Source organism: Acinetobacter sp. LT1 (genome assembly GCF_059800965.1).
The window spans coordinates 100,315-123,456 of record NZ_JBBAXE010000008.1 but is presented as its reverse complement, the minus strand read 5'-3'; the positions used below and the strand labels follow the sequence as shown (position 1 = coordinate 123,456).

Genomic DNA, 23,142 nt, shown 5'->3' with positions numbered 1-23,142 from the left:
AAAACGAGCCATTTGGCTCGTTTTTTTATTAAAACTTTTAGTTCGCGCGAATCCACGTTTGGTTACGACCAAGTGCAGAAACGCCAATATAACCACGTAATTTAAGCTTTTTGCCGCCATCGGTTAACTCACCTTTCAGTTTGTAAGTTTTACCTGATTTTGGGTCTAAAATCGTACCGTTTTCATAACTGTTACCACCTACATTTTTTAAATTATGTACAATGGTGACACCTTTAAGCGGTTTGTTTTTGTACGGACCTTCACATTTTGTACAAGCGTTTTCTTCACCCGGTGTCAAAATGTTCTGAATGGTTGCAGTTAAGGTTCCGTCCTTCTGTTCCGTAAATTTCACTACGGCTTTTGGCTTGTTGGTCTGATCATCAATCGTTTTCCATACCGTTCCATTGAGTGAATCAGCCGCATTGGCAAATGCAGCCATACCAATGAGTCCTAAAGCTAAAGCAATCTTTTTCATTTTTGTAATATCCTTGGGTCTTTCAAGATTTTCAGTATTCAGAAGTCGCAAAGATATTGCAATTTTTGAATGTGACTGTTTCGTGTAACCTTGTAATCTTGCAAAATAAAATTTACAAGAAAACAAGAAACTAGCATAAAAATGGATGCTATATGAATATATCAAATGTTTGGAAATATTATTTTACAGAAACTTTTCTTAAAACAACAATTCGCAAGCCAAGCCAGCTAAATTTGCCGGCTACTGCCTTACGTCCTGTGCTAGATCAGATGTGTCGTGCTTTCCCACGACAAAAAAATGTTTCCGTGCGCCCGATTCGACTAGCAGGTATTAAAGGTGAAGAAATCAAACCGCAAGATTCTGCAACTCAACTGATTTTTCACATTCACGGCGGTGCTTTTTTCCTTGGTAGTGTCAAAACACATCATGCTTTTATGACGGATTTAGCTGCCCGTACTCAAATGCAGATTATTCATGTGGACTATCCGCTTGCACCTGAACATCCTTACCCTGAGGCAACTGAAGCCCTATATGACATCTATCAGTCTTTGGTGGTACAAGGTATTCAGCCGAAAGATATTATTTTATCGGGTGATTCATGCGGGGCAAATTTAGCGTTAGCACTTTGCTTACGTTTAAAAGAACAACCTGAACTCATGCCGAGTGGCCTGATCTTGTTGTCTCCATTTTTGGATTTAACACTCACGAGTGAGTCTCTTCGGTTTAACAAAAAACATGATGCTTTATTATCAATTGAGGCACTACAAACAGGCACTCAGTACTATATAGGCAATCACATCGCAGCCGACGACCCGCGTGTTTCCCCTATCTTCGATGACTTGCATGGCCTACCACCTACTTTAGTTCAAGTGGGTTCTAAAGAAATCTTATTAGACGATGCCAAGCGTTTTAGAGAAAAAGCTGAAGATGCTGGCGTTAAAGTTCAATTCAAACTTTATACGGGCATGTGGCATAACTTCCAGATGTTTAATGCATGGTTTGATGAGGCTAAACAAGCATTGGCAGATATTGCTGAATTTGCCCACGAACTCGATAAAACTTAATTTATTTATAAATGATGTGAATAGACCTCAAAACTTTTCACATCATTTTCTTTATAAAAAGTCATCATATATAAATTGAAAATCATGTTATGTTTAAAATATAAATTATTGAAACAATCCAATTTTAGGATGGTCTAACAAAGAGGCATCTATATTTAGGAGCCCTTATTTATTATGAAAAATCGTTTAATCACTTATCCCGTAAATAGAATAAAACAGGTGATAATCGATTTCATCCACAATAATCACATCATCAACTGGACGCCATTACAAAAAAGCGCACTGATGCTCACACTTGCTTGCGCAATGAATTTCAGTTGGATTTTATGGAAAGGCTATATTTTAATTACACCAAGTGTCTGGCAATGGGCAAATTTACCTTTAGTTGAATCACAAATCTGGCTCAATTTATTTACCTTATTTTTATTAGTCCTTTTGATTATTCCCTGTTACCGCTACAAAAATGATGAATGGGCTCAAAAAGTTATTCCTTTCATTAGCGTGCAGTTCTTTGCACTTATGCTATGTCATGATGGATATTTAATTGGCAGTATCAGCCCTGCCACTATGGTCGGTTATGTGGGTACGATTGGGGTGGGTTTGGTGTTATTTGACCGTAAAATTGTTTATAGCGCCCTTGTACCTGCCACAATTATTTTAACTGTTTGTACATATTTAAGTATGACAGGTGCTTTAGCGTATGCACCTCTATTTAATTTTAGAGCCATGGATCATGCCCAAACCAATTCTTTCTGGTTAGGAAGTATGGCTTTTTTTATTATGCCTATTTTATTGGCCTGTTTTGTTTTATTTGAAATATTACTCACCCAATGGCGTCAGCGAGAAACTTATATTCAACGTTTAAGCCAAATCGACCCATTAACTAATGTATTAAATAGACGTAGTTTAAACATGCATTTGGAGTCGCTACACCAACAACAATTTGATTATGCTGTGGTACTTCTTGATATCGATCATTTTAAAAAAATTAATGATATATACGGCCACCATCAAGGTGATCAGGTCTTAATTGAAATTGCTCAATGTCTTTCTGAGAATTTGCGTAGCGAGGATATTATTGGTCGATTTGGTGGAGAAGAATTTATTTTACTACTCCCCCATACAGATATTATTCAAGCAGAAAAAATTGCTGAGCGTTGTCGCCAAGCCCTACAAGAATTACCTGTTTTTACCGCTCAAAATAATCCTATTCACATTAGTGCGAGTTTTGGAATAAGCAGTTCAGCTTTTGCACAAGATCCTTATCTGGTTATTCGGCAGGCTGACCAAGCACTCTATGCAGTAAAAGCTTCAGGACGTAATCAGGTACGTACATTTCATCAGACAGAAGCTATCGATACCTTATGATTCTTTGAATTTTGCCAAACTCGCAAGTTGCTGCAAAAGCTCTTGCTGACTAAAAGCGCCCGTTAAACGTAAAGCACGAATCTCTTTTTGCTCTGGACTTAAAAATAAATAGGTCGGTGGTCCTAAAATATTCCACTGCTTGAGTAGTGCTTCATGCGACTGGTCATAATGGCTCAAATCAAGCTTAATTAAATAATAAGGTGCAAGAGCAGATTGAACCTCTGGTGCTTTTAAAATACGGTGCTCAATCGGTTGGCAGGCAACACACCAATCTGCGTAGATATCAACCACAATAGCTCGGTCAGTAGGTGCTGCCGCTAAAATTTTCTCAAAGTCCGCTGCTGTAGTTGCAATATGCCACTCGGCCATATGATTAGAACTTTGCAAGGTTCGATTTTGAATGTGTTGATATTGGTTATAGGCTACAAAAGGGGTAACGATTAATAATAAAATCGCATAGAGCCACTGTAACTGCCCTTTTTCCCAGAAAAACTGATAAACAGCATAGGTTATAAAAGCAAGGCCTAATACGAGGCTAAGCACTTGCATGCCCAAATCTGGCAGCAAAGGACGAATAAAATAAAGACTTAATCCCAACATCAGAAAAGCAAAAATTACTTTAATCTGATGCATCCAGTCGCCCGCTTTAGGCAAGAATTTTGCCCCTAAAATACTTGCCAGCAGGAGCGGAATTCCCATTCCAAAGCCTAGGCAGAATAAAAGCAAAGCACCTTGCCACTGATTTTGCGTTTGAGAAATAAATAATAAAGTTCCAGCGAGAGGTGCGGTCATACAAGGCCCCACCAAAAGCGCAGAAACGACACCCATAACCCCAGCACCGACCAACGTGCCGCCTTGTTGCATTGACTGAATACGGTCAAGTCGGTTTAACCATGTCTGAGGTAAACGAAGCTCAAACAAACCAAATAAGTTCAGAGCAAAAACAATAAACAGCAAACTAAAAGCAATTAAAGTCGCTGGCTGTTGTAACCAGCGCTGGAAATTTAAGCCTGCCGAAGAAGCAATTAAACCCAAGCCTGCATAAACTAATGCCATGCTACACACAAAAGTAAGCGCAATGGTCCAAGCCTTTAAACCTTTATGTTCGCGAATAATCAATGAAGTTAAAATAGGAAGCATCGGTAAAGAACATGGCGTAAATGCGAGCAACATGCCTAAACCTAAAAATAATAAAACTCCATACCAAAGCGAGTGTTCAATTAATTTAGCTGACCAGATCTGATCTTGTGCAATTTGAGGTGTAGTTGTATCAGCTGCTGTCTCTGTACTCGGCTCTTTTTCTAAAGATTCTGAACTCGAGGAAGTGTCGGATTGTTTATTCGCTAAATCTAGTAATCTTTTTGGCGCTGTTCCTGCTTGGTTTTGCACACCCACCAAGCCATCTGCATCGGTTTGAAACTCAATGGTTTGAGGTGGATAACAAATACGGTCTTTGGCACAGCCCTGCCAAGTCACACTATAGTGCTCTGACGGCTTAGTCTTAATTTGGAAATTAACTTGATGGTAGTAAACCTGACTTTGCCCATAATTTTCATCATATTGGGCAACCGCTTTAGGTAACTTTAAAGTTAAAGGTTGAGTACCTTGTTGTACGGAAAATTTATGCTGATAAAGATAGTAATTTGGCTGAATCTGCCAAGACAAACTCGCAGTATGCGGCTCAGAGGATTCAACCGAAAATGAAAAAGCTTGTTCGGGTGAGAGTAGCTTATCTTGCGCAGAAACCAACTGGCTAAACACACAAACAGCAACTGCTAGAAAATAAAGAATTCCCTGATGAATAAGCTTTTTCATTAACATAAATTTAAATTGCTTCGATTAGAACAAGAATGCCACGCCTAAGCCACCGTTGTAGCTCTTGTCTTGACCCTCTAAATCAACCCCGATACTTGCATCGAGCTGAGTACGATCATTTACGGCGTAGACTAAACCTGTCCCTAAACCATATTCGTAGTCTTGGCTTTCAGCTTTACGGTAAATAAACTCGGAATAACCTGACAGCTTACCTGCGATTTTATAATCAATCGTCGGGATTGCAGTTACTGCCCAGTTACTATTTTGTACTTCGTAGCGCATGGTAATTGATGTACCGACTAAGTCATTATATTTATAAGCGACTGCTGAACTTAAGCTATAAATATCGTCATGTGCAGTAAATTCATCATTTCCAGTGGCAATGATCGCTTCAGCTAACACAGCCATTGATAAGTTTTCATCATTTAGATCAATTGCTTTTTTCAAACCGATGCTGACATCACCAAAGCCTGACGTATCATGTTTTTTACCAGCACGTTTGGTTTGAGTCCATGCTGGACCTTGCCATCCTAATTGTAATTCCAAACCATCAGCTAAACCGGTACGGAATAACATATCTTCATTTACAGTTACGGTTTTTTCTTTGACGCCATCAACCGTTGACTCTGTATAAGTTGCACTTGGCAAACCTTGTTCCCAAGCCAATTTACCAACTGGAGTAATCCCTGTTCCAATACCAGCACCTGGGCGGTCAAAAGAGAACTCTGCAGCAAAAGTACTTCCTGCGGCAACAGTGGTCAAAGCAAAAGTTAAAATTTGAAATGTTCTCATTCTATTATCCAATCAAGTAGTTAGTTCTTTTGACATTTTTGCCCCATGTTGGCGCAATAATTCTAATGTTTCACGCTCTTCTTGAAGCGCTTCTGACCAATCTATTTCATCAAAGTCACAATCAAAGAACAACTGACTGATTGACGATAAAATAGTGAGTCCCTCTTCATCGCGTGTGTTTGGATCAACTTTTTCATTTAATAAACGTTGGACAGCTGGCGCACATGCCGAGCTTGCCGCATCCCATAAAGGACCATAAAACTCTTCTGCATCCCAAAGGTGTACATTCGCTTTAGCTTGAATCAAAGCTTCGAGAATATCGAGGTAAACTTGTAATGATTGTTGCTTTTCTTCTTTTGATAGTGGTGTACCCGCTTCATAAGCTTCTGATACATCTTCCCACCATTTAAAAATTCCATCACAAATGATTGATACAGGTGGCCCTTGTTCCGGATCAATAAAGTTCGGATCAAGTCCTTCAGCAAGTAATTTTTGCACTTGCGCGAGTTCTAATTCTTCTATGGCTTTAATTAAAGCTTGCTGCTGGGTGGTTAACATGACCATCTCTCAAAAATATATTAGGGCTATTATGCCTAATCTCTTCTGAAGATTTTAGAGGTTGATTGCATCGCATTGCAAACCTAATGTTGTGAATAGTTTTATTTTCATCAAATATAAAAAAAGCCCCGAAGGGCTTTTTAGCATTTTAAATTAAACTTCATCATCAATGAATTCTGGTTGACCACCTCTCGGGTGTTCTTTTTTCTCAAAAGTATGTTCAAGGCTACGTTTTAATTTTTCAATCGCGCCATGAATCGAGGCGTCAATATTTCCTGCTTTATGATGTACTGCAACTGGTTTCAAACCTGAAGGACGAGCTTCAATCATACAGTGGATATCTTTGTCACCACCTTTGTCCCCATTTTCATCACTAAAATGAACCGAAAAATGCGTAATACGTTCGCTATGACGTTGGAATTCTTGAGTAAGTTCTGCACGTACATAAGTAATTAAACGTTCGCTGTTATGGATGTTTTTATCTGTGCGGATTTCAATATTCATAAATACCATCCTCTCTTTCTTACTGTGGATCTTTTCTATGCAAAACTTTTTTATGTTGGCATGTTTTAAGCATGCATGAACTGACTTCAATTGTACATTTTGATGGTGTAATGGTTTGTTATCTCCTGACTTAAACGTACTGCTTTTAATTTATTTTGAAGATCTTCATACCTTCAATATCAGTCCATCTATAAAAATATGCAAGCTGATTTTTTAAATTTTTATGAAAAATTGAACAAAAGGAGAGCAATCGTGTCCAAATCTTATCTATCTGGAGCAGAGCTTATTGAGCAAATCCAGAAGTCTCCTTATTCACGTGATTTAATCGGATATCACGGGCAACCGCCACAAGTTAAATGGCCTAATAATGCCAAGGTTGCTGTGCAATTTGTTCTTAATTATGAAGAAGGTGGCGAAAAACATATAGAGCATGGCGATGATGGCTCAGAACAGTTTTTATCAGAGATTATTGGTGCCGCAAGTTACCCAGCTAAACATATGTCGATGGACTCTATGTACGAATATGGTTCACGTGCTGGTTTTTGGCGCATTCATAGTGAATTCCAAAAGCGCAAACTTCCAATGACCATTTTTGGGGTTGCAATGGCACTTGCTCGCAACCCTTATATTGTAGAAGCGATTAAGCAAGCTGATTATGATGTGGTTTCTCATGGTTACCGCTGGCTTCACTATCAAGATACCGATATTGAAGTCGAAAAACAGCATATGGAGCAGGCTTTAACTGTCTTAGAAAACCTGTTTGAAAATAAAGTGATAGGTTGGTACACCGGACGTGACAGCCCCCATACACGTCAGTTACTCGCAGAGTTTCCACAATTACAATATGACTCAGATTATTATGGTGATGACCTACCTTTTTGGACAACGCTTACCGATGCTACAGGTGCATCACGCCCTCATCTGATTATTCCTTATACTTTGGAATGTAACGACATGAAGTTCTGCTCACCAGGTGGCTTTAATAATTCAGAACAGTTTTTTCAATATTTGAAAGATAGTTTCGATGTGTTGTATGCAGAGGGAGAAACTGCACCAAAAATGATGTCGATTGGAATGCATTGCCGCATTTTAGGGCGTCCGGGCCGTTTTAAAGCACTACAGAAATTTCTCGACTATATCCAAATGCACGATCGGGTCTGGATATGTCGTCGTCAGGATATTGCTGAACATTGGTATAAAAATCACATAACTAAATAATTGATTTTTAATTTTCAAAATCCTTAAACGAATTAAAACTCGCTATTGGCACTGTTATTGCTAAAACTCTATATCAAGACAACGAGTTTAGGAATAACAGTGTTTTTAGCCGAGTTTAATCAAGCCCCACCAGAACAACTCAAGACTTTGTTAAAAAACTGTGTCCACATTCAAGCATGGGCTGAAAAAATCATCTCAAATCGTCCCTATTCAACAAAAGCATCTCTTTTGGAATATGCAGAACAGTTAAGTCAAATGTGGTCATGGCAAGAGATACTAGCGGCTTTAGCAACCCATCCAAAAATTGGTGAACGCCAAGCTAAAAAACAACTCAATGCAAAAGAGCAAGATTTTTCATCTAAAGAACAAGCTGGCATTTCTTTAGATGAACTAACACAACAAGCTCTGCTACAAGGCAACATGGATTATGAACAAAAGTTTGGCTTTATTTTTTTAATTAAAGCGGCAGGCCTCAGTAGCGATGAAATTTTAAAAAAACTACATGAACGACTACAAAACGACTTAGCTATCGAAAAAACAATTGTACATGAGCAACTTGCAGCGATTGCCCTATTACGTCTATCTCAGGAAATACAAGCATGATCAGCACTCATATTTTAGATACGAATTTAGGTAAACCAGCTGCAGACGTAGAAGTGAAGTTGTTTCATGCAGCAACCCATGAGCTGATAGCGACAGCCACCACTAATCAAGATGGTCGAGTGAGTGATTTTGGAATAACAGACTTTGCAGAAGGTGCTTATCAACTTGAATTTGAAATTGCCCCTTATTTTTCATCGCAGCAAGTCAAAACTTTTTTCCCACGTGTTTGTATCCAATTTTTTATAGAAGACATCAATCAGCATTATCACATTCCATTACTGATTAGCCCATTTGCTTACTCCACTTATCGCGGTAGCTAACTCAATTATAAATAGGAGAAAAATATGAATCATCAGCAAAAAAATGCAATTTCTCCAGAGCATGAATATTTAGGAATTTCCAAAAGTTTTGCTTACGGCTTACAGCATGTGCTGACCATGTATGGTGGCATTGTAGCCCCGCCTTTGATTATTGGAACGGCAGCTGGCTTAAGCTCAGCACAAATCGGAATGTTAATTGCAGCGGCCCTATTTGTAGGTGGATTGGCAACCCTGATCCAAACCATCGGAACTAAATATCTAGGGGCAAAATTACCTCTGGTACAGGGTGTATCTTTTGCGGGTGTGGCCACCATGGTCGCCATTATCACTACAGGCGGTGGTTTACCTGCTGTCTACGGCGCGGTCATTGCAGCCTCTTTAATTGGGCTATGCCTTGCACCTTACTTTTCAAAAATTATTCGTTTTTTCCCACCTGTTGTGACGGGATGCGTTATCACGATTATTGGTCTATCTTTGTTACCCGTTGCGATTCGCTGGATGATGGGCGGCAACAACAAAGCGCCTGACTGGGGTAGCGTAGAAAATATCTCTTTGGCACTGCTGACCTTAGGCATTGTGATCGTTCTAAATATGCTGCCGCAAGCAAGCATTCGTCGTTTATCAATTTTGTTGGCTATTGTGGCTGGTACTACCCTCGCCTACCTGATGGGTTTTGGTGATTTTAGTCAGGTGAGTTCAGGCGCATGGCTCCAATTTCCACACTTATTTGCATTTGGTTTACCGACTTTCGAGCTCAGCGCTATCTTATCGATGTTGATTGTGACCTTGGTCATTATGACTGAAACCACAGCCGATATTATTGCTGTCGGAGACATTGTAGGAACTGAAGTCGATTCAAAACGTATCGCCAATGGTGTTCGTGCAGATATGTTCTCAAGTGCTTTTGCGCCTATTTTTGGTTCTTTCATGCAAAGTGCTTTTGCCCAAAATGTTGGACTGGTTGCGATTACAGGCATCAAAAGCCGCTTTGTAGTCGCAGCAGGCGGTGTAATTCTAATTATTTTAGGACTACTACCTATTATGGGTCGTTTGATTGCAGCGATTCCAATGCCCGTACTTGGTGGTGCAGGTTTGGTCTTGTTTGGATCAGTTGCAGCGAGTGGAATTCGCACTTTGGCAAAAATAGATTATAACGATCAGAAAAATTTAATTATTGTCGCAACCGCTTTATCAGCTGGGATGATCCCAATTATTAACCATGAGTTTTATGCTCATTTCCCAGTTTGGGTACAAACTTTGTTCCATTCGGGCATTAGTTCAACTTGTCTCTTTGCTATCTTGTTGAATTTATTATTTAATCATTTACCTTCATTTCGTAGCTCGCGCACCCCACATTTAAGCCAAACAATAAACACAAGAAATACTCATTAAAGATTTAGTTTTTAGCGCCCCACTTCGGTGGGCTTTTTTTTAACCGTTGATCAAATTTGGCTTCATTTTTGCTTAAGACCCTGTATCCTTAGCGTGCTTTATTTGGGGGGAGATCATTTAAATGCAATTAAAGCAACTTGCGGCGACTTGTGCCTTGTTATCTGCAACTGCCATGGTTCAGGCAAAACCAATTTGGCAAGATTTTAGTGTGACTGGACTTTATGGTGAAAACTATGAAGTTGTAGATGACAAAGAAACCACGATTACTTTGGAATATGCAGCAAAAGTTAAATACGCTGATGTGTTTTTCTTTATGGACCGCATGCGTGGTGAAAATGACCACAAGAGTACTTACTTTGAGTTATCACCACGTCTAAGTTTAGGCGAAGTGTCTGGTAAAAAACTGTCGTATGGCCCAATCAAAGATGTACTCATTAGTACTACTTGGGAAGGTAACAGTGAAGACGGCAACAACTTCGACAATTTCCTTTATGGTTTTGCAGTTGATTTAGATATCCCATATTTCCAATATGCAAATTTAAACTTCTACCGTGCAAACAATGAGAACACTGACGACGATTATCAAATGACATTCGTTTATGGTATTCCATTAAAATTAGGATCTGAAGATTTCTTGGTAGATGGTTTCCTTGACTGGTCAACTGCTGAAGGCGACCATGCGAGCGAGTTGAACTGGACAACTCAGTGGAAATGGAATGTGGGTAAACACATTTCTCCTGATACACGCCTATACCTAGGTATCGAGCACTCAGTGTGGAATAACAAATTTGGTATTAAAGGTGCCGACGAAAATAACGTTAGTGCATTGGTTAAATACCACTTCTAAAATCTAAATTTAGAAGATAAAACAGCAAGGAAAATTCCTTGCTGTTTTTGTTTTTAATCAAGTGGATTACCCACAATATTGCTAATAATTCCCTGCATAATATGTCCACCTTGTTCACGGCGTAATTCTTCATACCATGCTTGTGTAACGGCTTCATCTTTCATATGTGTCACATCACAACGTTTGCGCGCACGAAGTACCAATTCATTAGCACGTTCATTGCGCTTGTTTTGATAGCGACGTAAAGCATCCTCTAGCCCCAAAGTATTAATTTGCAGAGAACGCGCTAAATAAATCGCGTCTTCCATGGCTTGGCAACCGCCTTGCCCAATATCAGGTGTCGTGCTGTGTGCAGCATCACCCAAAATCACCACGCGACCTTTATAAAATTGAGTGAACGGTTCAATATCATGTATTTCTACCCGATTGGTCTTTTGCGGGTCTAAGCGTTCAATAAGCTGCTGTACGGGTTGGCACCAATCAACAAAATATTGTTTTAAAATTTTTTTATATTCATCTCGATTATTATCTAATCCTGCTGGTAAAGGCACATCTAAAAAGAAATAGAACTTTCCATCTGCAACTGGCATTAAAGAAGCACGCTTGCCTTCGCCCACATAAGTCGTCCATTGCTGGGCCGGAGCCAAATCTTCAGAGATCTCAACCAAGCCATTCCAGTTCACATAACCCGCATAACGGCGCTGTACTTGCTGACCTAACACATAGGTACGGGTTAGTGAGTGAGTACCATCCGCCCCAATCAATAAGTCAGCCTGCGTTGAACTACCATCTGCAAAATGCACCTCGACAGAATCGGTCTTGTCTTCAAGGCTCACCATTTTTTTGCCTAGATAAATTTGGTCTCGTCCAAACTCATCCATCAGCATATTTTGTAAATCGGCACGTGCAACTGGATAAGGTCTTTGGCCTACTTCTTCAATTAATGGTAGTAAACTGAATTGTGTCATCACATCTCCAGTTAAACCGTCCACATAGGCCAAATCATCCATTTGTCCACCAAGTTTGGCGATTTTGTCAGTTAATCCCAGATAGTTCAGACATTTCACACCATTCGACCACAGCGAAATTGCCGCGCCGACAGGAAGAATTTTTTCAGTTTGCTCAAAAATTCGAACTTGGTGACCAAATTTCTTTAATGCAATGCCTGTGGTTAGACCTCCCATTCCTGCACCAATAATCACCACATTCATAACACTCTCCTATAGATATTCACCTATAGGGTGCTTATGCTAAAAACATGCCATCGTTCAAAATTTATTTAGCTTTTCCACAAAACTGGCATGCACCATGCTTATATATTTACGTGTAAAACTCGACTTGGCACGCTCCGTGTTAGCGCAGTTTTAAATGAAAAATCATGTTTTTAACAAGAAATACGGATACTCCATTATGGCAACATTGCACGCTCCAGCTTTTGAACTTCCTGAGATTTTGAATACTAAGACCAATTTGGCAGATGCCCGAATTGGTGCACAAGTCATTGAGTGTTCAGATGATTTCTTTGCAGAAGCAAAGCGTATGCTGCAATTTGATGCGCCTATTTTTGTTGAAGATAAATTTGATGATAACGGCAAATGGATGGACGGATGGGAGACGCGCCGTAAACGTCACGCAGGTTATGATTGGTGTATCGTGAAGCTTGGTGTAAGTGGAAAAATCACTGCTCTTGATATTGATACCAGCTTTTTTACAGGAAATTACCCTGCCTCTGCATCATTAGAAGCATGTTATGCACCAAATGGGGACCTGACAGGGGCAAAATGGGAGAATGTTTTAGGAAATACTGAACTAGGCCCGAGCCAGCATCATATTTTTATGGTCAATAATGATGCACTTTTCACTCATATACGCCTTAATATTTTCCCAGATGGCGGTATTGCCCGTTTACGTGTCTATGGTGATGTTCATATTCAGGTAACTGACAGCGAACAAACTCTCGATTTATTGGCTCTCGAAAATGGTGGCCGCGTAGTTGCCTATAGCGATGCGCATTTTGGCCATCCTCGTAATTTGATTAACCCAGGCCGTGGAGTCAACATGGGCGATGGATGGGAAACTAAACGCCGCCGTGCACCGGGTTATGACTGGTGTATTCTTGCGTTGGGTAAGAGCGGAAAAATTGAGAAACTTGAAATTGATACGGCTCATTTTAAAGGGAATTTCCCTGCCCAAGTATCTATTCAGGCGGTTTACCTTGAAAACGCAACCGATGCACAGTTAATTCCTCAAAGTATGTTCTGGTCTTACTTACTAGAAGCCCAACCGATGCAAATGGATCATATTCATGAATATGTGAATGAGATTTTACAACATGAAAAAATCTCGCATATTCGTATTAACATGATTCCAGATGGTGGTATTAGCCGTGTCCGTTTATGGGGGAAAATTGCCAAGTCATGATAATGAAGAATGTTCAAATTCAGCCCTTAACAATTGAAAATTTCCAGCCCTTCGGAGAAGTCATCTGTTGCGACGGGCATTACTTTTTTCATATTAACGATGCCCACACCGAGCGCTACCATGCGCTCGTTGAAACTGAAGTTGAGGGTGAAGCAAAGGCAGGAATCAGTATATTCCGTAATATTAAGGCCAGTGTGCTGCCTTTAGAGATTTCAATGTTAGAGCGCCATCCGAAAGGCTCTCAAGCATTTATTCCATTACAGCAACAAAAGTTTTTAATTATTGTTGCACCCGCTTTGGATGAAAATACTCCTGATATTTCAAAGTTATGTGCATTTGTTTCAAATGGGAAGCAAAGTATCAATTATCGGGCAGGCATATGGCATCATCCTTTGCTTACCTTTGAAGCACCCAGTGATTTTGCGGTGGTAGATCGAATTGGAGGTGGAGCGAATTGTGATGTTTTTCAATTTCCACAGGCTATAAAAATTACCGCCTAAATTAAAATATACAGATCTGTATATTTTTACTTTAATGAATGGCAGAACCCGTTGTGGTGATTTCCAACAATTTAGATTTACATAAAAAAAACCCCCGCTAATTGAGCGGGGATTTTTTACGCCTTTTTAGACAGTGATATCAGCTAAGTTACCCTTCTGCTCAAGCCACTGCTTACGATCTGCCGAACGCTTTTTCGCAAGTAACTTGTCGAGTAAACCTGCCGTTAGATGCACATCATCTAGATCGAGCTGAACTAAACGACGCGTGTTCGGGTCCATAGTCGTTTCACGTAATTGAATCGCGTTCATCTCACCCAATCCTTTGAATCGGGTAATTTGCGGATTACGATTGCCTTTAATATTTTTCAAAATAGTTTCAAGTTCATCATCATCAAGCGCGTAATGAACATCTTTACCAATGTCGATACGGAACAATGGTGGCATTGCCACATACAAATGTCCTTCTTCAACCAATGCTGGGAAGTGTTTAACGAATAAAGCACAAAGCAAAGTCGCAATGTGTAAACCGTCCGAGTCAGCATCGGCCAAAATACAGATTTTGCCATAACGCAGTTCAGATAAATCATCACTGCCCGGGTCTACCCCGATGGCAATCGCAATGTCGTGAACCTCTTGAGAAGCGAGTACTTCATCTGAAGAAACTTCCCATGTGTTTAAGATTTTTCCACGAATTGGCATGATGGCCTGAAAGTTTTTATCACGCGCTTGCTTGGCACTACCGCCCGCAGAGTCGCCCTCGACAATAAATAACTCACTGTCTTCACGTGTTTGACCAACACAATCTGCCAACTTACCCGGCAATGCAGGGCCGGAAACAATTTTTTTACGCTCGACTTTCTTTGCTGCTTTTAAACGACGACCTGCTTTAGAAATTGCCATTTCTGCCAGCTGCATGGCAATTTCAGCATGTTGGTTGAGCCAGAGTGCGAAAGCATCTTTAGCAATATTTAAAACAATATTTGATGCTTCTCGACTCGAAAGACGCTCTTTGGTTTGACCTGAAAACTGAGGCTCTTGGAACTTGAGCGACAAGATATAGTTCACACCATCCCAAACATCTTCCGCCGAAAGTTTGAGGTTTCGTGGTAGCAAATTACGCAATTCACAGAACTCGCGCAATGCTTCGGTAACCCCAGAGCGCAAACCGTTCACATGAGTACCGCCTTGTGCAGTTGGAATTAAGTTGACGTAACTTTCTTGAACCTGTTCACCACCTTCCACATTCCAACAAATCGCAAATTCACATGCCGCACGATCTGCCTGACCGCTGCTCACAAATGCAGGATTTGGCAAAATTTCGCGGTCTTGCAATTCATCCATCAAATAATCGACGAGGCCATTTTCAAATTGCCATTCGATTTTTTCATCGTTAATTTGATCGATATAGATAATTTTTAAACCAGCAGCTAAAACAGCTTTGGCTTTTAAATTGTGTTTCAGTGCTTTTAACGCAAATTTTGGACTATCGAAATATTTCGCTTCTGGCCAAAAATGTACCGTTGTACCTGTCGCACGTTTTGGTGCTTTGCCTTCTAGCACTGCTAAAGGTGCTACTGGTTCACCTTGCTCAAAGGCCATCTGGTATAGGTTACCCTGACGTTGAACTTCGACCTCAACTCGTGTTGATAAAGCATTTACAACGGAAATCCCCACACCATGCAAACCACCTGAAAACTGGTAGTTATCGGTGCTGAACTTACCGCCTGCGTGGAGCTTGGTCAGAATAATTTCAATACCACTTTGGCCATATTCAGGATGAATATCGACCGGCATACCACGGCCATTATCTTCAACCGACAACGAACCATCTTTATAAACCGTAACACATATTTTGTCGGCATGACCAGCTAATGCTTCATCAACAGCATTATCAATAACTTCTTGGGCTAAATGGTTAGGTCGAGTCGTATCGGTATACATCCCTGGACGACGACGAACAGGGTCTAAACCGGAAAGAACTTCAAGCGATTGAGCCGTATATTGTGTCACGTTGTACGTTTTCCTTATTTGATGGTGTGCGCAAAGAATTCGATCACTAACGGTAATTTTTCTTCAAAATCTTCCATAGCATGATTGCCATGAGCATCCGTCAAAATCAATGAGGATGGCGTTGCAGCACTATAATAGCGTTGTGCTTGACGATAATCCAAAATTTCGTCGCCTTGTTGCAATAAGACGAGTATTTTGTCGGCATTTTCAGGTTGTTTCAGTTCCAGTTGTTGTAACTGCCTTAACTGGACATGGTCAATTGACCATTGATCATTCACCACATAGGGCATACTTTCAACTTGAAATAACTCATCAAACAGCTTCCATGGTTGCATAGCAGGGTTAATCAGTACAGCTGGAACATTATATTTCGCGACAAAATATGTCGCAAAAAACCCGCCAAGGCTACTACCGACTAAGGCTACATCATCTAAAGACTCTATCAGCTCTGAAACTTGCTCAACCACTAGATCAGGAGATCTGTTTAAGTCTGGCAAATGCACATTTATGCCCAATTCGCTACAATACTGCTTAAGGCTCAGCCCTTTAATTGAAAGAGAGCTACTATTAAAGCCATGGAGGTAGATAATATTCATATATTTTCCCTCTAAATTGAGAATAAACTCACATTTTTGTTCTCAGTTTGTATATAAAAACACTATTGTCAGACAAGAAAAACCACTCAACTAACCATTCATCAGTATTTTAAAAACATGTGTTATTTAAACTACTAAGATGGAAACGTTTACTGCCGTTGATAAAAAGTACAGCTTAAAACGTCGGTTATAACGTATATGGGGAAAAGATATGCCGAGCTTAACACCACTACATGAAACTTATTGTAAATGGGATCGTACGCCACCTAGTCAGGCAGACGTATTAGAAGGTTTAGCTCAACTGTTCAGTACCAGCTTAAATGGTGTACATGAATTAATTCAAGTTATTAATATTGAAGTATTAAAAAATGCTTTTGGTGTGAGTACACAAAATGCTAAAAACTTTCAAAAACGACCATTTGTGCAAAAGGCATATCAATTTTCTTATGGTGCTTTACAAAAATATGGGAGTTGTTTTTTAGCGCCAAGCTTACGTCACATTATTGAAAAATATCCTACACTTCACGAAAAACCACTCACCCCAAGCCTACATTTTTTAGTCGGTATTTTGAATGGGATTTTTGGGGATTATCTACTGAAACAGCATAGCCCCCTCGCTTTACCCATGGTGCTATATGATCACTACGGTGCAATACAACAAGGGGAACTTGCAGGCCGTATCGTGATTTTAGCTCATGGTTTATGTATGAACCATCTGACTTGGTCAAATGCACACTATGGCGGCATTGGTGAGCGCCTGTTAGCGCAGCGTGACCATAACACCATGTTGTATTTAAATTACAACACAGGTCGACGCATTTCAGCTAATGGACGCAGTTTTTCAAACTTATTAGAAGACTTGGTCCAACGTAATCCAAGAATTACCAGCATCGATATCATTGGCCATAGTATGGGCGGACTGGTTTCCCGTAGTGCCTTGTTTTATGGCAAACAAAATATGTATCAATGGATCCATATGGTCGAGAATCTAGTCTGTATTGGCTCTCCACATCATGGGGCAGTTTTAGAGCGCTTTGGCTTTACCATACAAGATAAACTTGGGGCTTTCCCTTTTGTCGGCTTACTCGGTCAACTGGTTAATATTCGGAGTAATGGTATTTTAGACTTACGCCACGGTAGCGTTCGTGATGATGATTGGGAACATATGGATGCCCGTATTGGTATGATGGATGATAACCGCGCCCCTGCTCCGCTACCTTCCCATATCAACACCTTTTTAGTGGCAGGGACCTTAGAATTTGAAAAGGTGCGCAATAAAGCGTTGACCGTAATTGGCGACTACTTAGTGAGTGTAAAAAGCGCGCTAGGCGAACACCCTAATCCACGTTTTCAGCTTAAAGTTCCAGATTCACATAAAGCCGTGTTTTATGGCTTAAATCACTTTGAAATTCAGTATCACTCAAGTGTTGCGGAACAGATTACTCGTTGGTTATATCCTCATATTAATGATTACGTCCAAGAAGGTATTCAAACTCATATTATTGATATGCCGAACTATAAGCTCGAAGATTTAGAAGGAATTGTAGAGACGTAAAAAAAGCCCAACTTATGTTGGGTTTTTTTAAATTATTCTAAAAATCATAAATCTATTAATAATTTTTATCTAACCATTTTTTAATCTCAGAAATATTTTTATATTTATAATAGACTTTCCCTTCTGCAATCCCTTCAAAACCCTCTGCATTACTACCTAATATATTTGTTATATTTTTCAGATTTAAAGTCTTATTTTTACTAATTTGATATAGGTTAACTTGATAAATTTCACCTTCAATTTGTGGAGTACAACAGTAATATGATGAGTTAAGGGTAATTAATATAGGAGGTTTTCTTTTATTTGATTTATAAATACTGACAGCTAAAAGTTTAGGACTTTCCTTAGCTGCAAAATCAGAATAATCACCAACAAATATTTTTTTTTCTTGATCTCCTACATAACCTTTAAGATATGAACCTTCCGAAGATTCACATATATAATTATAGAATTTATAATCATTTTTCTTAAATATATTTAAGTTTACTTGTTGGTCAATATTACATTGATCCTTTGCAAATAAATTCTGAGAATATATTAGAGATGATATAATAAACAGAATACTAGTAAAATATTTTTTCATTTCATAAACACTATATTAAATAAAAATCTTTCTTGCCTGAACAAAATGTGCTCGTCGATCAGCATATGAATTTGTAGCTTCATTAATTACTTTTGTTATGGCATCTACCTGTTCTCCATTAGCACCCTTATCAGCAACATCATAAAGCTTAAATTTCAACCAGAATCTAATGGCAGATCTAACCGCATATTTTGGTTGTTCAATTAATTCAGGATTCTTTACAAAATCGACTTTCTCTCCAGGCCATATAGTTGAGTACATATTAGTTAAATCTTGATAATTATTCTTTCCTGTTAATTGTTTTAGTCCTCGGCCTAAATACCTCCAACCATCACCAGGAGAAGTATTACCTAATTTATATTTAGCGCTACGATAATTATCATCGTACATGCGATTAGCAATTACTTCTCCATTTGCTGGTCCTTGGCCTCTTTTATATCCATCAATATCTGCTTGTTTATGATGAGTTCTATAATAGCCAATTTGTTTCAATGCCGTTGGCCCCATATATTCCACTTGTTCTCTCAGTGAAAAAGAGCTACCAACTTCTTGCCTAACTTGAGCCATGAAATGGGCTTGTCTCAATCTAGTATCCAATTTGTAGCCAGTTAAATCGCTATTTAATTCATCTAAAATTGGTTGAATTTTTGTAGCTGAAGCTTTTGGCCACATTTTTTTCATTTGGTCCATTGTAATTAATATATCAACTTTAACATTCTTATTAATCTCTGGATCATTCTGTGCCGTACTGCCTTTTGTTATATCTACATCCAGATGAAACTCAACAGGGTTGTTTTTGACTCGCGTTGCCATATAGGTTTGTGTCTTTAAAGGCTTACCATCAGGCTTATACACCGTAAATTCTAGTTTCTGCCCTACCATGCTTTGTAATGGTAATTTTCCATTCGAAATACTAAAAAGCTGTTTTTTACCATTTTCAACAACTAACATTTCCACATTAGTTTTTTCTACAATGTAGTCACTTCCATCTCGATCTAAAATTTTAATCGTAGATGCACTTTTAAATTTTTCATAAGGCTCATCTAATTTAATAAAAATTGGTTGTGAACTGCCATTAGCAGAATTTATTGAACTTTTTAAAAAAAATGTATCATTTGATGTTAATACTAAGACCTCTATGTCTCTATTAGGTGATGAGCGTACTTCTACTATGCCTTCATCATTTGTATATTTATCGGGCGAATTTCCTTTACCTTTTGGTCGTGATTGAATAGGAAAGTTTTTCATAACTTTTCCATTCATATCAACAATTTTAAAAAAAGTACTTACGATTCCTTTGGTTGAGCTGGATTGCTTTACTTGTTTATATTCATCAATTGTTTTTGGCAACTGAACTTTAATAGGATTTTTTTCTGAGGAATGAATAGAAGAGTTTATCGTTTTAAATACTGTATAATCTTTTTGATTAGGAGGCTTTGCTAATATCTCAACAGTTCTATTTGGTGAAGCCTGAAATACAAAAAGACCGAGTTTATCAGTTTTTTGGCTATTAGCATTTAATGAATCTTTATATCTAGATTGTACATTTAAGTTAATAATCTGCTTTCCAGACTTATCATAAAACTTAGAAGTAATAGTGACTAATTTACTCATTAATCAAAACTCCTCTTCTGTATAGACGTCATCATTTTCTTCGTCATACAAAAGTGTTTCCTCTAAAAGCTCATCAATATTTTCACTATCAGGCATATTTTGCTTTAACTGAATATAATCTGAATTAAAAATCATTGCAGTAAAGTCTGCTTCTTCTGGTGTATAAAACCGTAATGAACTTAAATTATTATTCTTATCAAGCTTATTTTTATGGGTTTTTATAAGGCTATTGTTCTTTTTATTTATAATAAATAGTTCTTTTTTATCTTCCGAATTTATATTCCAATTATAGTTAATTTTATTACTATAAGGTGTTTTTATAGTAGGTAAGCTTATCTTGGGAACAACAATATTTGCACCGCTCATAAATAAATGCTGACCTGCTTTAACCTCAAGCTTGCCCCCAGTTACAGGGAAAATACCCGAACTATTAATCTTGAGTTGTGAACCGTCCGCAGTGAGTATAATTTCTTTTGGGCTAGTTATTTCGATTCTATCTTCTGTTGAAATAATCTGTATCCCTTTTCGTGCAATGATATCTGTACCATCACTTTGTGCTTGTAACTCAATTCTGCCCTTACCTGCATACATTCTTGCTCCATTTTGAGCTGCAAAAAAACTTATCTTATTCTGGGCATGAGCAATAAAATTCTTTTGAGTACTCAGGTTAATACTATCACCAGCAGTTTGGCTAATATGTCCATCTGCACTCAGATGGATATTTTCATTACTAGTAAGGGCCATACTATTTGGTGCACTTAACACCATAATCGCTTGTTTAAATGCAGCAGCTTTATCTCTGTCTCGCTGTTCAATCTGATCTAAAAAGGTTTTTAAATGATCAAGAACTTCCAATGGATCTGTTTGCTGATTTTTTGCAAGTTCACTTAGAGCTTTGCTGTTGTTTAACCCGCCTTCAAGCTGCTGTTTGGATTCATTCGCATCAAGGTGAAGTCCTTGAGCTTGCTCTTGTGCATAGGTACTAATGAGCATGCCTTTACCTGCACGCACAGCTCCCCAAGCATCTGTTCTTAGCTCAAAGCCTTCTCCACGACCCTGACTCGTCGCTTGTTCTTTCGGATGGCTTAAATTACCCAAATTCAGCTGTGTTGCTGCATGACTACTTTGTAATTGGGTACTAATTTGTCCCGTTGTGTCATCAAAGCGTAATTGGTTAAAACCACTACCACTGATTTCCTGACTGCGAATTCCGCTTAGTTTTTTAGTATCAGGAAGCTGCCCTTTCACATCGAACTTGGTTGGTGAGCGCTGTGCTTCATGAATGCGTCCAGTCACAAATGGACGGTCAATATTGCCATCAAAGAAGTCAATGACCACCACTTCACCAATACGTGGTAAGAAACGTGCTCCATAGCCTTCGCCTGCCCAAGGAGTCAGTACATCCACCCAAGCTGAGTCGGTATCATTGTCATTGCTACCCGCGCCACCGTCATGCCCATGATCATCACTACGGGTAAATAGAAAACGCACCTTAATGCGCCCCCATTCATCAACATGAATAGTCTCTCCCTCTGGCCCCACGACTTTGGCTCTTTGCGGGTAAGCAATTGGGCGATGCTGTTCTGGATTATATTCAGGTGCCGTCTTGATCTGACGGCGTATTAGGGTCAGCTCATTACCTTGGCGCTCAATATCATCATAACCATGTTTATCCCAACGACTTTGGGTTAACAACTGGCTAACTTGCTGATGTAAATCTTTTGGTAAGTTATTTTGGTTATAAAAATTTTTAGCAATGATGAGGAACTCTTGATCAGCCCCTTCATGCTGATCAATTTCAGGATGCTCCTGTAGGTTAAACCAATAACCAACTTGGCTATCACGGACACTACTATAGGCCTTAAAGTATTTGGCCTGACTCGCATACATGTCAGTGAAGTGCTGATTTAATTTCTCTAGCTGATTACTACTTGAAGCAGTGGCCTGATCTTCCCCTTTCAAATCTTGCATCCAAGCAGGACTAAGATGCCATGCTTCTTCAAGACTCAAACTCGCTGAATCAAACTGCTCAGAATGTAGGTGTGTAGTGATAACTGAACCTACACCTTCTTCATGTGCTAGAGCATCAGGTTGCCAACGCTGCACATGTACAGCAGTCGGCTGTAAAGTCCGCACTGCAACAAAACCAGTAATGCTATCTTGATATTCTGTTGCACTACTTCTGTGATAGCGAATACTACGACGTGCTAAAGCTTGGTACTGGCTATTATCATCAATGAGTCTTAGTTTTTGAGGTTGTATAGGTGCAGTAAAGTGAGGAACAAAAAGCTCTGCTTCATCAATTAGCCAGCTAACGCCTTCACTTCGCCATAAGCGTGTAAGAAAGTCATAATCAGATTCATTGTGCTGCATGATAAATGGGCGAATATCATAACTCTGGCTTAACCCACTGAGGTCGAGACTTAAACTTGTCGCAAAAAGTGGACTTCTTTCTTGCCATTCTTTAAATAGAACTTCCGTGACTTCAATAATGCTTTTATTCATAAAAACACGACTATTACGGCGCTTGTGCCATAAGTTTGTCGCGTCTTTTAAGGTGAGTTTATAAAGCGTTAAAGCACCGTCACTCTGGCCATAACTCGCTTCTGTCACAATTCCTGTAGTTCGGAACAATTGTCCAGAATCAGTGACCTGATCAACGGCAACTTGCACACCTATAAACTGCTTCAATGCAATTTGGGCACTCGTTGAAAGGCAGATCAACTCAGCTTCCAATCCCCCATTTAGCTGATGTTGGCCTTCTATACGTTGTAAAAAAACTTGGCTATTGAGTAGTTCATTAGAAAATTGCACATGGACGGCACGTTTCTGCGCACTTAACCCTATTTTTTCCAAAACATTAAAGATATTAAAAAGCATTTTTTTATAATCATAAGGATATATAAA

Annotated in this window: 21 protein-coding genes; 10 read left to right on the top strand and 11 right to left on the bottom strand. The window is 39.1% G+C overall.

The features are described from left to right. Nucleotides 1–37: 37 nt before the first annotated feature. Entirely contained in the window at nt 38–475 is a 438-nt protein-coding gene (locus tag WBW42_RS09965) for a DUF2147 domain-containing protein (RefSeq protein WP_002121971.1), read from the bottom strand. Between the two features lie 152 nt (nt 476–627). Here WBW42_RS09965 and WBW42_RS09960 point away from each other — a divergent pair, with 152 nt between their 5' ends. Next, nucleotides 628–1,539, top strand: a complete 912-nt coding sequence (locus WBW42_RS09960; protein ID WP_004790086.1) for an alpha/beta hydrolase — start codon at nt 628–630, stop codon at nt 1,537–1,539. 174 nt (nt 1,540–1,713) lie between these two features. Further along, nucleotides 1,714–2,907, top strand: coding sequence for a GGDEF domain-containing protein (locus tag WBW42_RS09955; RefSeq protein ID WP_032057098.1), 1,194 nt, complete (start codon nt 1,714–1,716; stop codon nt 2,905–2,907). Here WBW42_RS09955 and dsbD read toward each other — a convergent pair. The 4 genes from dsbD to WBW42_RS09935 all read right to left on the bottom strand — a co-directional run bounded on the left by dsbD (nt 2,902) and on the right by WBW42_RS09935 (nt 6,576). After that, entirely contained in the window at nt 2,902–4,728 is a 1,827-nt protein-coding gene (gene dsbD, locus WBW42_RS09950; RefSeq protein WP_032057100.1) for a protein-disulfide reductase DsbD, read from the bottom strand. The genes WBW42_RS09955 and dsbD overlap by 6 nt on opposite strands. An 18-nt stretch (nt 4,729–4,746) precedes the next feature. Next, complete coding sequence (locus WBW42_RS09945; protein WP_032057101.1) at nt 4,747–5,514, bottom strand: transporter; 768 nt, start codon at nt 5,512–5,514, stop codon at nt 4,747–4,749. A gap of 12 nt (nt 5,515–5,526) precedes the next feature. Continuing rightward, nucleotides 5,527–6,072 carry an ankyrin repeat domain-containing protein gene (locus WBW42_RS09940; protein ID WP_005066773.1) on the bottom strand — a complete coding sequence of 182 codons (546 nt, stop codon included), beginning with the start codon at nt 6,070–6,072 and terminating at the stop codon, nt 5,527–5,529. A 153-nt stretch (nt 6,073–6,225) separates the two neighbouring features. After that, nucleotides 6,226–6,576, bottom strand: coding sequence for an HPF/RaiA family ribosome-associated protein (locus WBW42_RS09935; RefSeq protein WP_001019316.1), 351 nt, complete (start codon nt 6,574–6,576; stop codon nt 6,226–6,228). 252 nt (nt 6,577–6,828) lie between these two features. Here WBW42_RS09935 and puuE point away from each other — a divergent pair, with 252 nt between their 5' ends. The 5 genes from puuE (at nt 6,829) to WBW42_RS09910 (ending at nt 10,956) form a co-directional block, all read left to right on the top strand. Then, nucleotides 6,829–7,794, top strand: a complete 966-nt coding sequence (gene puuE / locus WBW42_RS09930; protein ID WP_032057102.1) for an allantoinase PuuE — start codon at nt 6,829–6,831, stop codon at nt 7,792–7,794. Nucleotides 7,795–7,893: 99 nt separating this feature from the next. Further along, complete coding sequence (gene uraD / locus WBW42_RS09925; RefSeq protein WP_014207943.1) at nt 7,894–8,397, top strand: 2-oxo-4-hydroxy-4-carboxy-5-ureidoimidazoline decarboxylase; 504 nt, start codon at nt 7,894–7,896, stop codon at nt 8,395–8,397. Beyond that, nucleotides 8,394–8,717, top strand: coding sequence for a hydroxyisourate hydrolase (gene uraH / locus WBW42_RS09920; RefSeq protein WP_005066767.1), 324 nt, complete (start codon nt 8,394–8,396; stop codon nt 8,715–8,717). Before uraD ends, uraH begins: the two co-directional genes overlap by 4 nt. Nucleotides 8,718–8,741: 24 nt before the next feature. Beyond that, the gene (locus WBW42_RS09915; RefSeq protein ID WP_032057103.1) at nt 8,742–10,109 is read left to right on the top strand and encodes a nucleobase:cation symporter-2 family protein; all 1,368 of its coding nucleotides are present in this window, start codon (nt 8,742–8,744) and stop codon (nt 10,107–10,109) included. Between the two features lie 121 nt (nt 10,110–10,230). Further along, nucleotides 10,231–10,956, top strand: coding sequence for an outer membrane protein OmpK (locus WBW42_RS09910; RefSeq protein ID WP_032005006.1), 726 nt, complete (start codon nt 10,231–10,233; stop codon nt 10,954–10,956). A gap of 53 nt (nt 10,957–11,009) precedes the next feature. Here WBW42_RS09910 and hpxO read toward each other — a convergent pair whose 3' ends face one another. Continuing rightward, entirely contained in the window at nt 11,010–12,167 is a 1,158-nt protein-coding gene (gene hpxO / locus WBW42_RS09905; RefSeq protein ID WP_032057105.1) for an FAD-dependent urate hydroxylase HpxO, read from the bottom strand. A 199-nt stretch (nt 12,168–12,366) separates the two neighbouring features. Between hpxO and alc the strand changes: the two genes are divergently transcribed. Together alc and WBW42_RS09895 are read left to right on the top strand one after the other, a co-directional pair. Next, entirely contained in the window at nt 12,367–13,377 is a 1,011-nt protein-coding gene (gene alc, locus WBW42_RS09900; protein WP_002121874.1) for an allantoicase, read from the top strand. Beyond that, nucleotides 13,374–13,877, top strand: a complete 504-nt coding sequence (locus tag WBW42_RS09895; RefSeq protein ID WP_032057106.1) for an ureidoglycolate lyase — start codon at nt 13,374–13,376, stop codon at nt 13,875–13,877. Before alc ends, WBW42_RS09895 begins: the two co-directional genes overlap by 4 nt. Before the next feature lie 126 nt (nt 13,878–14,003). On the opposite strand, the gene parE is transcribed toward WBW42_RS09895, so the two are convergent. Together parE and WBW42_RS09885 are read right to left on the bottom strand one after the other, a co-directional pair. After that, nucleotides 14,004–15,887 carry a DNA topoisomerase IV subunit B gene (gene parE / locus WBW42_RS09890; protein ID WP_002122026.1) on the bottom strand — a complete coding sequence of 628 codons (1,884 nt, stop codon included), beginning with the start codon at nt 15,885–15,887 and terminating at the stop codon, nt 14,004–14,006. A gap of 14 nt (nt 15,888–15,901) precedes the next feature. Continuing rightward, nucleotides 15,902–16,483 (bottom strand): YqiA/YcfP family alpha/beta fold hydrolase, encoded by a 582-nt coding sequence (locus WBW42_RS09885; protein ID WP_032070466.1) that lies wholly within the window; start codon nt 16,481–16,483, stop codon nt 15,902–15,904. Between the two features lie 211 nt (nt 16,484–16,694). Between WBW42_RS09885 and WBW42_RS09880 the strand changes: the two genes are divergently transcribed. Beyond that, complete coding sequence (locus tag WBW42_RS09880) at nt 16,695–18,038, top strand: PGAP1-like alpha/beta domain-containing protein (RefSeq protein WP_032057108.1); 1,344 nt, start codon at nt 16,695–16,697, stop codon at nt 18,036–18,038. Nucleotides 18,039–18,093: 55 nt separating this feature from the next. Here WBW42_RS09880 and WBW42_RS09875 read toward each other — a convergent pair whose 3' ends face one another. The 3 genes from WBW42_RS09875 to WBW42_RS09865 are packed head-to-tail and all read right to left on the bottom strand — an operon-like array spanning nt 18,094 to nt 23,115. Next, nucleotides 18,094–18,621, bottom strand: a complete 528-nt coding sequence (locus WBW42_RS09875) for a hypothetical protein (protein ID WP_032062531.1) — start codon at nt 18,619–18,621, stop codon at nt 18,094–18,096. 15 nt (nt 18,622–18,636) lie between these two features. Continuing rightward, nucleotides 18,637–20,235 (bottom strand): glycoside hydrolase family 19 protein, encoded by a 1,599-nt coding sequence (locus tag WBW42_RS09870; RefSeq protein WP_032057109.1) that lies wholly within the window; start codon nt 20,233–20,235, stop codon nt 18,637–18,639. A gap of 3 nt (nt 20,236–20,238) precedes the next feature. After that, nucleotides 20,239–23,115: a type VI secretion system Vgr family protein gene (locus WBW42_RS09865; RefSeq protein WP_032057111.1), complete on the bottom strand. Its 2,877-nt coding sequence runs from the start codon at nt 23,113–23,115 to the stop codon at nt 20,239–20,241. Nucleotides 23,116–23,142 lie beyond the last annotated feature (27 nt).